Origin of the sequence: Staphylococcus sp. LKG4-2 (assembly GCF_050955665.1) — a bacterium.
Classification (GTDB): Bacteria; Bacillota; Bacilli; order Staphylococcales; family Staphylococcaceae; genus Staphylococcus; species Staphylococcus saprophyticus.
In genome coordinates this window covers 347,856-362,957 of sequence record NZ_CP194532.1, presented here as the reverse complement: position 1 = coordinate 362,957, position 15,102 = coordinate 347,856, and the positions used below count along the sequence as shown (strand labels likewise).

17 protein-coding genes and 2 pseudogenes are annotated in these 15,102 nt (G+C 31.7%); 7 read left to right on the top strand and 12 right to left on the bottom strand.

The annotated features are described in order from the left end of the window. Positions 1-280: 280 nt before the first annotated feature. Together ACM6UH_RS01705 and ACM6UH_RS01700 are read right to left on the bottom strand one after the other, a co-directional pair. The gene (locus tag ACM6UH_RS01705; RefSeq protein WP_069805308.1) at positions 281-1,375 is read right to left on the bottom strand and encodes an ABC transporter permease; all 1,095 of its coding nucleotides are present in this window, start codon (positions 1,373-1,375) and stop codon (positions 281-283) included. Then, positions 1,372-2,100 carry an ABC transporter ATP-binding protein gene (locus tag ACM6UH_RS01700; RefSeq protein ID WP_048787545.1) on the bottom strand — a complete coding sequence of 243 codons (729 nt, stop codon included), beginning with the start codon at positions 2,098-2,100 and terminating at the stop codon, positions 1,372-1,374. The genes ACM6UH_RS01705 and ACM6UH_RS01700 overlap by 4 nt, the downstream gene beginning before the upstream one ends. Before the next feature lie 139 nt (positions 2,101-2,239). Here ACM6UH_RS01700 and ACM6UH_RS01695 point away from each other — a divergent pair, with 139 nt between their 5' ends. After that, the gene (locus ACM6UH_RS01695) at positions 2,240-2,806 is read left to right on the top strand and encodes a TetR/AcrR family transcriptional regulator (protein WP_037537447.1); all 567 of its coding nucleotides are present in this window, start codon (positions 2,240-2,242) and stop codon (positions 2,804-2,806) included. A gap of 66 nt (positions 2,807-2,872) precedes the next feature. On the opposite strand, the gene isaB is transcribed toward ACM6UH_RS01695, so the two are convergent. Next, positions 2,873-3,196, bottom strand: coding sequence for an immunodominant staphylococcal antigen IsaB family protein (isaB, locus tag ACM6UH_RS01690; protein WP_415844070.1), 324 nt, complete (start codon positions 3,194-3,196; stop codon positions 2,873-2,875). Positions 3,197-3,199: 3 nt separating this feature from the next. Continuing rightward, complete coding sequence (locus ACM6UH_RS01685) at positions 3,200-3,373, bottom strand: hypothetical protein (protein ID WP_232160382.1); 174 nt, start codon at positions 3,371-3,373, stop codon at positions 3,200-3,202. A gap of 274 nt (positions 3,374-3,647) precedes the next feature. Between ACM6UH_RS01685 and ACM6UH_RS01680 the strand changes: the two genes are divergently transcribed. After that, a complete protein-coding gene (locus ACM6UH_RS01680; protein ID WP_047504872.1) occupies positions 3,648-3,779 on the top strand; it encodes a beta-class phenol-soluble modulin in 132 nt (43 codons plus the stop codon). A gap of 69 nt (positions 3,780-3,848) precedes the next feature. Here the strand turns inward: ACM6UH_RS01680 and ACM6UH_RS01675 are convergent, their stop codons facing one another. Next, complete coding sequence (locus ACM6UH_RS01675; RefSeq protein ID WP_047504875.1) at positions 3,849-4,319, bottom strand: peptide-methionine (S)-S-oxide reductase; 471 nt, start codon at positions 4,317-4,319, stop codon at positions 3,849-3,851. Between the two features lie 146 nt (positions 4,320-4,465). On the opposite strand from ACM6UH_RS01675, the gene ACM6UH_RS01670 reads away from it, so the two are divergent. After that, positions 4,466-4,687, top strand: coding sequence for a hypothetical protein (locus ACM6UH_RS01670; protein ID WP_433911987.1), 222 nt, complete (start codon positions 4,466-4,468; stop codon positions 4,685-4,687). A 288-nt stretch (positions 4,688-4,975) separates the two neighbouring features. Continuing rightward, complete coding sequence (locus ACM6UH_RS01665) at positions 4,976-5,926, top strand: rhodanese-related sulfurtransferase (protein WP_002482073.1); 951 nt, start codon at positions 4,976-4,978, stop codon at positions 5,924-5,926. Positions 5,927-5,972: 46 nt separating this feature from the next. Here ACM6UH_RS01665 and ACM6UH_RS01660 read toward each other — a convergent pair whose 3' ends face one another. The 4 genes and pseudogenes from ACM6UH_RS01660 to ACM6UH_RS01645 all read right to left on the bottom strand — a co-directional run bounded on the left by ACM6UH_RS01660 (position 5,973) and on the right by ACM6UH_RS01645 (position 9,302). Further along, entirely contained in the window at positions 5,973-6,764 is a 792-nt protein-coding gene (locus tag ACM6UH_RS01660; RefSeq protein ID WP_048787543.1) for an arginase family protein, read from the bottom strand. Between the two features lie 202 nt (positions 6,765-6,966). Beyond that, positions 6,967-7,098 (bottom strand): annotated as a pseudogene (locus ACM6UH_RS01655) (family 1 glycosylhydrolase); the annotation flags it as partial. After that, positions 7,074-8,579: a PTS transporter subunit EIIC gene (locus tag ACM6UH_RS01650; protein WP_225791781.1), complete on the bottom strand. Its 1,506-nt coding sequence runs from the start codon at positions 8,577-8,579 to the stop codon at positions 7,074-7,076. The gene ACM6UH_RS01650 and the pseudogene ACM6UH_RS01655, both read right to left, overlap by 25 nt. A 180-nt stretch (positions 8,580-8,759) precedes the next feature. Continuing rightward, complete coding sequence (locus ACM6UH_RS01645; protein WP_002482069.1) at positions 8,760-9,302, bottom strand: MurR/RpiR family transcriptional regulator; 543 nt, start codon at positions 9,300-9,302, stop codon at positions 8,760-8,762. Between ACM6UH_RS01645 and ACM6UH_RS01640 the strand changes: the two are divergent. Beyond that, positions 9,275-10,171, top strand: a pseudogene (locus ACM6UH_RS01640) (VOC family protein). The gene ACM6UH_RS01645 and the pseudogene ACM6UH_RS01640 overlap by 28 nt on opposite strands. 107 nt (positions 10,172-10,278) lie before the next feature. On the opposite strand, the gene ACM6UH_RS01635 reads toward ACM6UH_RS01640, so the two are convergent. The 3 genes from ACM6UH_RS01635 to ACM6UH_RS01625 all read right to left on the bottom strand — a co-directional run bounded on the left by ACM6UH_RS01635 (position 10,279) and on the right by ACM6UH_RS01625 (position 13,190). Continuing rightward, complete coding sequence (locus ACM6UH_RS01635; protein ID WP_069805312.1) at positions 10,279-10,854, bottom strand: dihydrofolate reductase family protein; 576 nt, start codon at positions 10,852-10,854, stop codon at positions 10,279-10,281. Between the two features lie 317 nt (positions 10,855-11,171). Continuing rightward, on the bottom strand, positions 11,172-11,921 hold the full coding sequence (locus tag ACM6UH_RS01630; RefSeq protein ID WP_061046312.1) for a transglycosylase family protein: 750 nt from the start codon (positions 11,919-11,921) through the stop codon (positions 11,172-11,174). Positions 11,922-12,458: 537 nt separating this feature from the next. After that, a complete protein-coding gene (locus tag ACM6UH_RS01625) occupies positions 12,459-13,190 on the bottom strand; it encodes a transglycosylase family protein (RefSeq protein WP_069822298.1) in 732 nt (243 codons plus the stop codon). A 402-nt stretch (positions 13,191-13,592) separates the two neighbouring features. On the opposite strand from ACM6UH_RS01625, the gene ACM6UH_RS01620 reads away from it, so the two are divergent. Together ACM6UH_RS01620 and ACM6UH_RS01615 are read left to right on the top strand one after the other, a co-directional pair. Beyond that, the gene (locus tag ACM6UH_RS01620) at positions 13,593-14,084 is read left to right on the top strand and encodes an acyltransferase family protein (RefSeq protein ID WP_108866149.1); all 492 of its coding nucleotides are present in this window, start codon (positions 13,593-13,595) and stop codon (positions 14,082-14,084) included. Positions 14,085-14,489: 405 nt separating this feature from the next. Then, positions 14,490-15,053 (top strand): TetR/AcrR family transcriptional regulator, encoded by a 564-nt coding sequence (locus ACM6UH_RS01615; RefSeq protein ID WP_048787111.1) that lies wholly within the window; start codon positions 14,490-14,492, stop codon positions 15,051-15,053. Positions 15,054-15,102: the final 49 nt, after the last annotated feature.

Below are 15,102 nucleotides of genomic sequence, written 5' to 3'. Positions count from 1 at the left end.
AATTCCATAATATTTTATAATTACACAAGAATATTATGCTTTAGTTTATTAAAATCAATAGAAAACCAATAACCCACAATCGCTTTCACACTGAATTTAATTGTATCTGTATCATTTCTGTGAATTTTATTTCTTACCGTCAATAAATTTAATTTTGTCTCGTTTTCAAAAATTTTTGCTATAGAAAAAGCTTCTTTTTAAGTTATCACCCTAAAGTGTGTACTTAAAAAGAAGCTTTAATTGAATATAATTTAATAAATTTACCTTTTTATCGTTTGGTCTAAACTTTTCTATAACGCTTAAGACCTACAATATTAAGCACTGTAAATACGAAAATAAATACGAACAGAATACCAATATCGAACCAAATAAATTCGAATCCTTGGCTTTTGATCATAATATTGGTCAATGCATCCCCAGCATAGCGTAATGGAAACAAATAGCCTATCACACTGACCCAATCATCAATATTTTCAAGAGGAATAATACCTGAAAAGAAAACTTGTGGTATTGCTACAATTGGAATAAATTGGATCATTTGGAATTCTGAATTTGCAAATGTTGATACGAAGATTCCCATCGCTAACGCAGCTAATGCAATTAAAATATTGATTAATAGTACCCACCAAATACTACCTGCCACTTCAATGTTTAATATGAGAATCGCATAAAATACAATCAGTAGTGTTTGGAGAATTGCAAACAATCCATAGCCAGCTAAATAACCAAATACGATTTCACTACGTTTAACGGATGTAGCTAATAAGCGCTCTAATGTTCCATTTGTACGTTCTCGTAATAATCCAATGCCTGATATTAAAAACACAAATAAAAATACGAAGAAACCAATTAATATCGGAAACATTTTATCAAAATAAGTGCTATCTTCATCTCCATATAAATAATGATTATCTAATTTAACATTTTCATCTTGTTGTGCATTTTTTTGTTTCATATTATTCGGTATTTTTTCAACGATTTTCATCATATCTTGCATCTTATTTTGTTGTATCGCGCTACCAAGTAATTGTTTTGTTGAACCTGTTTTACTAGGATCTTCATTTGCATATGTGACCTCTAAATTAGAACCATTTTTCGTAATGTAACTATCTAATTTAGTATTTACGATCGTATCTTTTATAGAATCGGGCGATTTTATTTTTTCTATATCTACTTTATCTGAAGGTAATGCATTCACAATTTTTTGGGGTACATTGTCATCGATGCCTATTTTTAAATCAGTTTCTGAATTTGTATCGAATACAAAATATAATAATGTTAATACTAGGATTGGTGCAAATAACATGAGCGCCAAAGTTCTTTTGTCTCTTAATAATTCTTTAATCACTCTTATGAACACTGCTTTGAATCTCATGATTGCACCTCCGCTTCAGCTTTAATAAATACTTCTTCTATAGAATCTACGCCAAATTTATCTTTTAGTTCTTGTGGCGTACCCATAATAAATAATCGTCCTTCTACAATTAAACCTATATAATCACAGCGTTCAGCTTCCCCCATAACATGTGTAGTCACAATCACTGATTTTCCTTTTTTAGTTAAATGTTTTAACTGCTTCCATATATCTCTTCTTAGACTTGGATCTATGCCTACTGTAGGTTCATCTAAAATAATAAGGTTTGGATTCGCAAGTAATGTAATAGCTAATGATAATCTACGTTTCATCCCACCAGAAAAAGTATTAACAATTTTGTTTAATTCTCCTTCTAAATTCACAAGTTTCATATTAGTCGCTATAGCTTGCTTTAATTTCTCTCCTTTTAAGCCCATTAAATTACCAAAAAAGACTAAATTTTCATGTGCAGTCAGTGATTCATATAATGCATCACTTTGGCCCATATAACCGATTTCATTTAAAATTTTACGATCTGGTATTTCAGTATCAAAAATTTGAGCATAACCTTCATCTAATTTCTCCATACCCATGAGACATTTAATTGTAGTTGTTTTGCCAGAACCACTTGGCCCGATAAGTCCTAATATTTTTCCAGATGATAACTCTATATCGATATGATCTAAAACTTTCTTCTTACCATAATATTTAGTTGCATTTGTCAATTTGGCTACAAGTTCAGACATATAAAGCCTCCTTATTAGACACAGTGTCAATTATCGTTCATAATGCGATTATATACCTCTACTTTGCAAAAGCAATGGAAAAATAACCGTTAATGAACATAATAAAATATATGTCTATTAATATTTGGAGTGAGTTTAATTGAATGAAGAAATGATGACAGATTCGCGTATATTAAAAACAAAAAGAAATACCAGAAAGGCATTAATAACGCTGTTGAAGCATAAAAAGTATGATGATATTTCAGTTAAAGATATATGTGAAGTAGCTGGCATTAGTCGAGGCACTTTCTATTTACATTACAAAGACAAGTTTGATTTAGTGGAACAATATCAATTTGAAATTACAAAAGAAGGCAGCAAAAGAGTTCAAAGTTTATTACAAAGTGAACGTCATTTGTTGTATTATCATATAATTAACTTTTGGAATAATGAAGCCGAGCTTTTATTGTTGCTCATTTCGAATAATGGATCACCTGACGTTCAAAATCAACTAAAAAAAACATTACAATATAATGCGGAAAAGAATGTTTTCCCATACACAAAAAAATCCCATTTTAGTGAAAAAGAACGACACTATTTTGTAGTTTTCTTGAGTAATGCTATATTTGGTATTATTCAAGAATGGGTCAATAATGGTCAACAAGAAACCCCAGAAGAACTATCTGCCATTATCCATAAAATTATACCTGATTCTTTATTAGGTTAATAAAACATATAATAAAAGCACAATGCCATTATAAGTAGCATTGTGCTTTTTTGAATCGTCTGTTATTTATTCATTTTCTGCATTAATTTGTACATCTTTCACATAACCATCTTCAACAATATATTGAACTATGTTATCTCCAATATGATATCTATAATCAAATCCTTGAGCACTTTCAAATGGCTTTTCAATAGGTTGACCATATTGCTCAATTAAAGCTTCCTTCGATACTGCACCCTTCTTCACTTCAAAATCTACCATTGAAGCTGTTTGCTCCCCTGTCTTTGCAATGATTTGATCATATATATCAATCATCGAACTCTCTTGTTGTTCGTTTCCAGTAATATTATAACCGTTAATCACGAAGTTATTATTTTTTACGGCTTCAATAAATTATGGCTCCAATATAAAGTCATTTGCGTCAGTAGTATAACCATTTACTTGATAATCAATATTTTCTGATCCATGTGCAATAAAAGTTGAGTTTGATGTCATGCTATTCGTTGTGCCAACCATTGTGCTCAGTGCTAATCCAGTTGCTAATGTTACCTTAACCAATTGATTCATACTCAATCGCCTCCTAAATTTTATATAGCCCAATCAATTACAATATTGCATATTCTTCCAGACGTTTCCACACAACATTTAAGTCTTTACAAAAATTTAAATTTTTTATTTATTTTTAACAATTCCTATAAAAAAACTATTATTACACTTAGGCATAAAAAAATAGTGAGTTAGGCATTTTTACACAATTAATTAACAAAAAGATATATATTGTGTTTAACGAATTAAAGCGCAAGTTTTAATTTAAATTTTTCAAAATAAAGGAGTGTCTCACATGACAGGAATCGTAGAAGCAATTGGTAATGCAGTAAACGTAGGATTAGCACACGACTGGGCAACAATGGGCGTTAGTATCGCAGATGTTTTAGCTAAAGGTGTAGACTTTGTTTTAGGTTTCTTTAAATAAATCACACACAAAACCCCTTTTCTAAAATTCTTACTTATGTAGGAATCATTTAGAAAAGGGGTTTGTTTTTTATTTATACTTATAAACAAGTTCTTTAGGTAAGTGACAATAATCATCTGGAAATCTTGATAAGCGATCCTGGTTTTCTTCTGCACTTCTTACATAATTCGTTAGTGGTAATACTTCAGTAGCAATAAGGTGATGGTCCTCAATGCCATCTATGAATTGTTGAGCCTCTTTTAAATGTTTCTCATCTTCACTGTATAATCCAGTTCTATATCTTAAGCCTACATCTTGACCTTGTTTATTCACACTATATGGGTCAATAATTTCAAATAAATAACCCATCAAATCTGTTACTGATACTTTTTGTGGGTCGAATTCTGTTCTAATTACTTCCACGTAACCATCATATTCACCGTCTAACGTATCCGTAATACCGTTAGCTCTTCCACCTTCAGTATTGATAACGCCGGGTAACGTTTTTACAAATGCTTGTACGCCCCATAAACATCCACCTGCTAAATATACTGTTTCCATTGCAATCCGCTCCTCATGATATTCATTCTCATTTGAGTATAGTAATTTACCGTTATTTTTTCAATCACTTCTATTTAATTCAGCATCACACAATATGATTGACTGTTTTTAAAAAGGGAAAATAAATTAATATAAGGAGGAATTCTATGCCTAAAGTAGAAGAAAGAATGTTAGAAGATATTGAAAATAAAGAAACAAGATCTGAAAGTAATTTGAGTTCAGAAAAAGAAATGCAACAAAATGCTTTTGAGAGACTCGGCAAAGATGTCGTTATTATCGAAACATTATCTATCATGAACGTTATTTTTGCCATCAGCACAATCAGCTTAATTGGTGCATTAATATTTACAAATAAAAAGAAATCATAATAGATATTAACTTGCTCTCTTCAAGATTTACTTGTAGAGAGCATTTATTATTACATTAATCAAAAATCTTTACTTAATATAATAAAAATAATGAAGATACTTAAATTAATAAATTGAATAATATCCCTTTTTTGTTATAATGTAATAATGATAATTTTATGCTTTCGCTCAAAAAATAAATAAACCTTATTAAAATTGAAGATACTCACATACTTTATATTAGCGAAAAAATGATACCAACATTTTATATAAATTTATAAGAACAAGAAATAAAAGGAGATTAGTATTATGGATTATAGAGTATTATTATATTACAAATATACAACAATCGATGACCCTGAATTATTTGCAACTGAGCATTTAGCATTTTGTAAAGACTTAGAACTTAAAGGTCGTATTCTCGTATCTACTGAAGGTATTAATGGGACAGTTTCTGGTACAGTCGAAGCTACCGATAAATATATGGAAGCATTAAAAAACGATGCTAGATTCCAAGGGATTACTTTTAAAGTGGATGAAGCCGAAGGACACGCTTTCAAAAAAATGCATGTTCGCCCTAGACAAGAAATCGTTGCTCTAGACCTTGAAGATGATGTAAACCCTAGAGAACTTACGGGTAACTATTTGTCACCAAAAGAATTTAGAGAAGCATTATTATCAGATGATACTGTTGTGATTGATGCTAGAAACGATTATGAATACGATTTAGGCCACTTCCGTGGTGCAGTTCGTCCTGATATCACAAGATTCAGAGATTTACCTGACTGGATTAAAGAAAATAAAGAGCAATTTATGGATAAAAAAATTGTAACGTATTGTACTGGTGGTATTCGTTGTGAAAAATTCTCTGGTTACTTACTAAAAGAAGGCTTTGAAGATGTGAGTCAACTTGAAGGCGGCATTGCTACTTACGGTAAAGACCCTGAAACAAAAGGTGAATTCTGGGACGGAAAAATGTACGTATTCGATGAACGTATCAGTGTAGAAGTGAATCATGTAGATAAAACTGTAGTAGGAAAAGAATGGTTCGATGGTACGCCTTGTGAACGTTATATCAATTGTAGTAACCCTGAATGTAACAAACAAATCCTTGTATCAGAAGAAAACGAAGCGCGTTATTTAGGCGCTTGCTCACATGAGTGTGCAAAACACGAAAATAACCGTTATGTAAAAAAACATAACATTAGCGATGAAGAAAAAGCGAAACGCTTAGAAAATTTTAAAGAATTAGTTAAATAACTATAAAAGAACCGCTGCTATATTGAATAGCAACGGTTCTTTTTATTTAATGGAATATATTCAAATCTTTCAATGTATTTTTCAGATTGATTTCATCCCATGGCATGTACTCTGCTACAGTAAAGCCTACAATATCATTATTTTCTGAAATGCCTTTTAGTATGTCATTTAAATGCGACAAGGACATTTGTCCAGCTGCTGCTGGGAACGATTCAATGTGAGGTTCCGCAAAGTAAGTGGCACGAAACTCATTTGGATCCAAGACATCAATATCAAAATGGATGGCTATTTTCGAAAAGTTATTTTCCTTAATCCATTGTTGTATTTCTTCATAATTATAACTTTCTGTGCCTTGTACTTTATAATCAAAATTTAATTTTTCTAGATTTTCCGCTTCAAAATCTAATAATTCTTGTAAACCTACGTATAAAAATTGATTAGTTTTTAATGGTGCGTTAACCAATTTCGACATTTCACTATCGCCTTCACCAAGTAAATTAGCTACAACCATGGCGTGTTCATTTGTAATGTCTTTAGGATATGAAATATCTGGATGTGTATCAATCCAAACAATACCGAGTTCATCACCATATTTTTGATTTAAATAATCAAAAGGTGCTTGTGAGACCATACAATTGCCGCCTAAAGTACCTACTTTATCTGGTTGTTCTTGATTTAAAATATCTTGTGCTTGCTTTACATTATTTATTATTTGAGACTGCCCGTATACACCATTTTCTAATTCTAATGCGTCTTCATCTGGTTCTTCGACTTTAATCTCAAACGCTTCTTGGTTAGAATCATTAGGAATTAACCAGTTTAATAAGTGTGCCCCCATGATAATAGGCTGCTCTACCTCCTGATTGCCAATCTGGTGCGATTAATCTAATTGTTTTACTCGTTAAAATCCCTCCATCAATTGTACTATTATTTTCTACCCTTAATCATGATTTAAATGTTCTCATCGTCTCATTTAGAAATTATATTTCACTAATTTGATCATTTGAGATAATTATTTGAAACTCTTTTTCATTAACTATTTATTTGCTTATTAAGCTATTGCCGTTTGTTTTAATCACATTTTGATACCAGTAAAAACTTTTCTTTCTATACCTCTCGAAAGTGCCCTCGAAATTATCATAACGATTCACATAAATAAAACCGTATCGTTTTCAGGTTCAATAGCAATCCCTTTACCCATTGCTTCGGTTGAAAATACTGGGTCTGGCACATTTTCCAGTTTTACAATTTCTCTTGATAAGGGTGCAAATATCATTGTCGATACACCTTCTTGCAAGTTATTTGTATTTTCTTTAGCTTCCAAAGGTTTTTCACTATTTTTAGCTTCAAAACCGAACACAAATGTTAAAATCGTACCAATAATCAATGCGATTGCAATACCTAGAATGTAGCCGTACATTGGTTTAAATACTGGTATAGTAAATAAATTATTTAACACAAACGTTGTCACTCGCACATCAAAAATAGCTATTATAGCACCGCCAATGGCACCTGAAACGAGTACAATAGGTATGAGCCGTTTATACCATAAAATAAGTCCATATAAAATAGGCTCAGTAACACCTGCTAATAATCCTGATAACGTTGTACCTATAGATAGTGATCTTAAATCTTTGTTTCTTCGAGAACGTAAAACGACACCAAACGCAATTCCAATTTGTGCAAAAACAGAAGCAGCAGTAATTGCTATGAGTATATCTCCACCATGAGCAAAGTTATCTATCATGATAGGGACTAACCCCCAATGAACACCTAGTACTACTAAGAATGGCCAAACCGATGCGATGATAACCCCAGTTAATATTCTAGAAAAACCAAGCATATAATCGATGCCGATGCCACTGCTCACATATTCACTAAAAGGACCAAATACTAAAACAGTTAATGGCACCATAATAATGAGGCTTAACGTAGGAACTAAAAATAATTGCAATACTTTTGGAACCCATCGTTTAAGCAAGCGTTCAAGTGGCGCATAGATGGCAATAGCAATTAATAATGAAAACACTGTAGAAGCAAAATCAGTAACTACCAAAGGCAGACCTATAAAAGTTAGATTTTCTTCTGATTTAAGGAGATTAGTAAACGATGGTTCGAGTAACGACGCTGCAATCACACCACCTATATATGGATTCACATTCAATTTTTTACTAGCAGACATACCAATAAATATCGGTAAAAAGTAAAAAACTGCGTTTGATGTTGCATTTAAAATCGCAAATGTCGCACCTTTGTCGTTAATCCAATTCAATGATTTTAGTATTTCGACTAATTCTTTCAACATACCAGAGCCTGCGAGTGCAGGTAATAGCGGAGAAAACGTTCCCGATATATAACTAAATATGATATTTATAATGTTACGTTTCCCTGATTCGTTTTCTTCTTTAGCATAAGTTTGACCAATACTGTAATTTTTTACAATTGCGTCATATACATTTGCAACATCATTGCCAATAACAATTTGAAACTGCCCACCTTGTTCTACGACTTGTAAAACTTTAGGCAGTTCATTTATTTTTGAATTATCTGCTTGATCTGTATCTTTCAGTACAAATCTTAAGCGAGTTGCACAATGCTCTAATGATGAGATATTATTTTCTCCACCAACTAAATCAATAATTTCTTTTCCCAAATTGTCATAATTCAATTTTCATCACCCCATTTATAGAAAGTAGATACTGTAGGATATCCTTTTCAATATACAATGATGAAACTACAACGAAGAAATCCCTTACATAAGCGAGGGCGAAATTGATTGCTATTTTCATTTTTTATCACTATTGAATATCCATAAATGAAAATAGATTTCATTTTATGCAAATGGATTTTTAATCACATTTAAAGATGTTTCAATGTTTTGATCATATTTATGTGTTAATAATATTGAAAATAAAATATCTATGACATATTGTACAGAAATAATAATTGGTAATACTTCCATACTCAAAATCAATTTATCATCACTAAATTTAAATATTTGATCACAAACTTGACCTAATTCTGTATTTATCGATGATGAAATAGCTATCGTATATATACCACGTGCTTTTAAATACTTTGCTATTTCAATAATTGTAGGATTTTGCCCAGTAATTGATATCAAAATCGCTATTTTCTTATCCGTATTTTTTAAATTAGAAATATAATGTTCATTTATACCATCGAAACTATTACTTTCGATACCAATAGATTGAAATTTAAAAGTTGATTGTTGTGCCAAACTGTAGCTAATGCCCAAACCATATACGTCAATTTTCTCAACTAGTTTCAGCTTGTTCGCTATGGATTTTAATTCACGTTCATCTATATAAAAATACAGGAGATGACATGATGCGTAATCAAAAAATTGTGCCACATTTATGGTTTGATACTGAAGCTGAACAAGCAGTCGATTTTTATAAAAATGTTTTCCCAGAAACAGAAATTATTAAAAAAGTCACATTACAAGATACACCTTCCGGAGATGCACAACAATTAATTTTTAATATCTTTAATTTTCGTTTTATGGCTATCAACGCTGGCCCTTATTTCGTAAAAAACCCTTCCATTTCATTCACTGTTCTCTTTAAAAAATCTGAAATTGAATTATTAGAAACGGTCTATAATAAATTAGTTGAAAATGGAAAAGCAATCATGCCATTAAATCAATATGATTTTAGCGAAAGGTACGGATGGGTACAAGATCAGTACGATGTATCTTGGCAATTATTAGTCACTAATGATCCTATTACACATCGCATAGAACCCACACTATTGTTTATGAATGAAAATGTCGGACGTGCCGAAGAAGCCATCCATTTCTATAAAAAGGTATTTAAAAATAGTGAACCAGGCGATAAATTCTATTATCCTGAGGGTCTTGAACCAAATAAAACTTCTCAGTTGGCGCATGCACGTTTTAAAATTGAAAATCAATGGTTCACATGCATGGATAGTGCTTATGATTAAGGCTATCAGTTTAATGAAGGCATTTCACTTATGGTTACCTTAGAGGATCAAGGTGAAATTGATGACTATTGGGAGAAATTATCCACTGTCCCTGAAGCAGAACAATGTGGCTGGTTAAAAGATCCATTTGGCGTATCTTGGCAAATTGTCCCTGAACATCTGGATGAAATGATGGCACATGATTCTCCTGAACAACTTAAACGTGTCACAGAAGCTTTTCTGAAAATGAAAAAATTCGACATCGCTACTTTAGAAAAAGCATATCACGGTGAGTAATGATTAAACGATAGCGTCTGTAAAAACCATCTCACTACTATAGAAAAAAGAGAGTAACATCATCAAACCGATTCAATATATTGGTTAACGATTTACTCTCTTTTCATTTAATTTAAAACTTGATAATTTAATCCTAACGCACCGGATTCAAATGTCTCGCTCTTTATTAGTTTGAGATCAACTTTATCATGAATATTTTGAAATAACGGTAATCCTTTACCTATTAAAGTAGGCGATATTGTTATTTTATATTCATCCACTAAATTAAGTTGCATTAAATAATGTGCAAATCTTGGACTGCCTAACACGACAATATCTCCGCCTTCTTGCTGTTTTAATTTATTAATTTCTTCTTCAACATGATCTTTCACCAATTTTGAGTTACTCCATTCTACATGATTCAATGCTTTTGAAAATACAACTTTTTCAACATTTTCAATCCATTGAGCATGATTCAATTCGTGCTCATTTGCATTTTCATCAGATGGTACCGTCGGCCAGTAATCATACATCATTTCATATGTCTTACGTCCCCAAACAATCGTATCTGTATTACTCAGTACATTATCCGCAAATTTTTCCAATTCTTCATTATAGGCAACCCAACCGATGTCCATTGCACCTTTAGGACCCTCTACAAAACCATCTAGCGTACTATGCAAAAATACTATAAGTTTTCTCATATTCATCATCACTCCCTAATTTGAATTATTATAGCTAAATGTAACCAAGTATTACTACATCATTACCCATTTGCATATTTAATCATTCAAAGATATGCCATTAAAAACATTAAAGTAAAATCCAAGCTGCTTAGTACTATTGTCATCTTATTTCTTACTCAATTGAATGAACAAATTCAAAAATCCATATCCTACCTAAAAATTAAAACCAACAATTAACTATACAAAAAACCCGACTTCTTTATTAAGAAGCCGGGACCAAATTTATCATGTTAATTTAATTTTTATACTTTATTTTTAAAATTATGACTTACAGTTTATGCAGTAACCCATTGTGAAGCGCCTTCTGTATCATAAAGTTTTTGCGCTGCAGCATCTTGTACTGATTCTGGTGCTGAAGCAGCTGGTTGACCTTGATACTCAGCTGGAGCTACTGAATCCCATGTACTTTGTAAGAATTGGAACTTACCAGAAGCACCTGATGATGGATTTGTAGCATGGATGTCGCCACCTGATTCACGTTGCGCGATTTGTTGTAAGTGCGCATTAACACCTGATGATGAACTTTCTGAAGCTTCACTTGAACTTGATTCGTTTGAACTAGATTCATTTGAGCTTGATGCAGATTGTGTTGTTGCCTCTTGTTGTGGTTGTTGTGTTGCTTCAGTTTGTGGTGCAGCTTCTTGTACTGGTTGTTCAGTTGAAGCTTGCTCAGTTTGTTGTGGTTGTTCTACTTGTTGTGGTTGCTCAGCAGTTTGTTGTGAACTATTGTCTGTAGCTTGTTCTGATGAAGCATTAGATCCTTCGCCTGAACCTTCACCATAGCTCCAGCTAAAGTTTTCACCATCTGATTGGAAACTATAATCTGTATTATTATAGTTAAAGTTGATATTATAAGCACCATCTTGAATAGGCGCCGCGTTTAATGATTCTGGATTTGATTGCGCTTGTTGTGCTAATTGTGCTTTGTCAACGCCTTGTTCTGAAGCGTCTGCTGAATTTCCTGCTGCTATTCCTGTTACGCCAAGTCCTACTGCTAATGTTGATGCAATTACTGTTTTTTTCATTATTAATAATCCTCCTAAGAGATTGTTTGTATTTTTAAAATTTAATAAATTAGCTTGTAATTTCAACCGTCAATAAATAAGTTTACTTTTTACAACTAATTTGTATTTCCTACTATAACACCTATAAAAAGCTTGTAGGTTACAGTGAAGTTAAAAAAACAAGCTCTTTTTTACATCCTAATTACGTTATATATTACACTCAAATCAGGAATTTCTACCTAAAAATCCTTTCATGTACACCTTGTAGTGTATTTATAAACTTTTGTGGATGTAATCGTTTTGTAATTAGTGTGAAAAAAGATATATATTTGCACTCCAGAAAACATTAACATTGCTTACTATATATATTTAAAAACATTCAAATTAACTACTTTACTAAATACGTTTTAAACAGCACATTTGCGTTTTGCGCAACAAAATTTATCTCAAAAGAATTCTATTGACTGACCAACTTGATATACTTATAAATAAAAAAGCTGAGACATATATGTCTCAGCTTTAAATATTTATCTTAAGTTCATTACTACACTTAATTTTTTATGCAGTAACCCATTGTGAAGCGCCTGCTGTGTTGTAAAGTTTAACAGCTGCTGCGTCTTGTACTGCTTCAGGCGCTTCTGTTGGTGATACACCTTGATATTCAGATGGTGCTACTGAATCCCATGTGCTTTGTAAGAATTGATATTTACCTGCTGCACCTGATGATGGGTTAACAGCTTTAAGGTCGCCGCCTGATTCACGTTGCGCGATTGCTTGTAAATGAGAGTTAACATTTACTGATGAACCTTCTGAATCTTCACTTGAACTAGATTCATTTGAAGTTGATTCATTTGAAGTTGATTCATTTGAGCTTGAAGTAGTTTGTGTAGTTGCTTCTTGTTGTGGTTGTTGTGTTTCTTCAGTTTGTGGTGCAGCTTCTTGTGCTGGTTGTTCAGTTGAAGCTTGCTCAGTTTGTTGTGGTTGTTCAACTTGTTGTGGTTGCTCAGCAGTTTCTTGTGCTGGTGCATTAGTTGAACCTTGTCCATAGCTCCAAGTCCAATATTGACCATCTGATTGGAAGCTATAATCAGTATTATTGTAATTAAAGTTTATATTATAAGCACCGTCTTGTACTGGCGCTGCATTTAATGATTCTGGATTACTTTGAGCTTGTTGTGCTAATTGTGCTTTGTCAACGCCTTGTTCTGAAGCGTCTGCTGAATTTCCTGCTGCGATTCCTGTTACGCCAAGTCCTACTGCTAATGTTGATGCTACTACTGTTTTTTTCATTATTAATAATCCTCCCAGAAGATAATTTTTAGATTTTATTATTTTTAAGATTTAATGTTGAATTTCAATTACCTTAAATAGATAATTTACTTTTTCAACTGACTCACAAATAACACTATAACATCCATAAATAGCATGTAGGTTACAACGAAATTAAAATACCCCCTTACTTTTTTACATCCTAATGACACGCGCCATAGGATTTTATATACCATAAACACCCACTCAAAACTATCATGAAAGTCATGAGTTACTTAATTCAGCCATAAAATCTTGTAATATTCATGTAATTTTTGCGACAACTATACATGTTTTTCAATGGTTAATAAAGAAATCTCGCCTTATAAAAATAAAAGATATGTTGTTATTACACCTCAACATATCTTTTATTAATTAACTACTATTATTTTACAAACGACATTTTTATATTTATTAAACCATTCCGAGACATTTGCACACACGTTCCATACCATTTATCCGTTAAGTGAAAATACATTCATTTTAGGTTGGCTATTTTTCTTCTTTCTTGGTGGATACATCGGAGCTAACTATGAAAAAACGATAAATTTCTTACATCAATATATATTTATCATTCTATCATTAGCTATCATTGCCTTTACCTATTTCGTACTATTTACAGAACACGATTTCTGGAATGTGACTAGCTTTACTTATGCACTTACTTCGTATCATACATTTATGTTTTTACTACTTCTTGGTATATGCATCCATTTTAAGACAATAATGTATGGATCTATCAATTTAATCAGCACTTTCTCGTTTTTCATTTATTTAATGCATCCACTTATTTTAGACGCTTTATATAGTTACACCTCCACTTTTGAAAATGCTACCATTATTTTTGTAGCAATTTCATTGCTCTTTATCATATGATTATGTATAGGTGTTGGCATTTTGCTTCGTGAGTTTTACATTTTTAGATTTTTAATTGGTAAGCAGCCATATAGATTAAAAATTTATTTAAGTGAATAAATTTTGAACATATGATTAGTATGCTTCACACCTATATAAATAATATTTCCTCATTAACCTGTCACATCCTAGCACTTTTTAATAAATCAAGACAGATTTAATCTCATTTATGTACTATTCAAAAATTAATTTGACACTTAAGAACGAATTAACCATACAAATTAATTCTCTGCAAGTCACATCACACACTATATTAATACAATCGCTTTCATTTTATTAATGATTACTTTTACACTTGAAATAATTTATGTTTTGAATTAATTTTTATATGACAATATTTGATATAGATGGAGGCTCAAACCTAAATTGAAACTAGGGGTAAAAGAACAAATTATCGAAAATGCTATCTCCTTATTTTCTGAAAACGGCTATGAAGGAACTACACTAAACCGAATTGCGAGTAGCGTGGATATTAAAAAAGCAAGTTTATACTATCATTATGCAAACAAAGACGAAATTTATCGATCTTGTATTAATTCATGTTTTAATTATTTTAGCTGCTTTATAAAAGCAGCACATGAGGATACACAATATTCAATTGAAAACTTACATCAATTTTTATTTGATTTTATTTTCAATATTGACGAAAAATATATCCGCCTTTATTTGCAACTTTCTTATGCACTATTTCAGTTCAAAGATGAATTTTTACAACACATCAAAAATATTCACCAAATCTTAGATACTAACATTGCAAATTACTATAATAGTATTGAAATTTCAGTGAATAAAGACGAATCCACTACAATGATTCTTATGTTTTTAGAAAGTTGGTATCTTAAATGTTGCTTCATTCATAGATATGGAACAATAGAAAAATTTAAGTCTTCCTTTGAATCTGAACTTACTTCGTTATTTAAAGCAATCTAAGTAAACTCATAAAATGAGATTGTCATGATTCCAATTCTAAAGCGATTAG

Coding starts and splice junctions, on each gene's coding strand:
- ACM6UH_RS01705 (WP_069805308.1), bottom strand. CDS start 1,375: ATGAGATTCAAAGCAGTGTTCATAAGAGTGATTAAAGAATTATTAAGA.
- ACM6UH_RS01700 (WP_048787545.1), bottom strand. CDS start 2,100: ATGTCTGAACTTGTAGCCAAATTGACAAATGCAACTAAATATTATGGT.
- ACM6UH_RS01685 (WP_232160382.1), bottom strand. CDS start 3,373: ATGAATCAATTGGTTAAGGTAACATTAGCAACTGGATTAGCACTGAGC.
- ACM6UH_RS01680 (WP_047504872.1), top strand. CDS start 3,648: ATGACAGGAATCGTAGAAGCAATTGGTAATGCAGTAAACGTAGGATTA.
- ACM6UH_RS01675 (WP_047504875.1), bottom strand. CDS start 4,319: ATGGAAACAGTATATTTAGCAGGTGGATGTTTATGGGGCGTACAAGCA.
- ACM6UH_RS01670 (WP_433911987.1), top strand. CDS start 4,466: ATGCCTAAAGTAGAAGAAAGAATGTTAGAAGATATTGAAAATAAAGAA.
- ACM6UH_RS01665 (WP_002482073.1), top strand. CDS start 4,976: ATGGATTATAGAGTATTATTATATTACAAATATACAACAATCGATGAC.
- ACM6UH_RS01660 (WP_048787543.1), bottom strand. CDS start 6,764: ATGGGGGCACACTTATTAAACTGGTTAATTCCTAATGATTCTAACCAA.
- ACM6UH_RS01635 (WP_069805312.1), bottom strand. CDS start 10,854: ATGAGAAAACTTATAGTATTTTTGCATAGTACGCTAGATGGTTTTGTA.
- ACM6UH_RS01630 (WP_061046312.1), bottom strand. CDS start 11,921: ATGAAAAAAACAGTAATTGCATCAACATTAGCAGTAGGACTTGGCGTA.
- ACM6UH_RS01625 (WP_069822298.1), bottom strand. CDS start 13,190: ATGAAAAAAACAGTAGTAGCATCAACATTAGCAGTAGGACTTGGCGTA.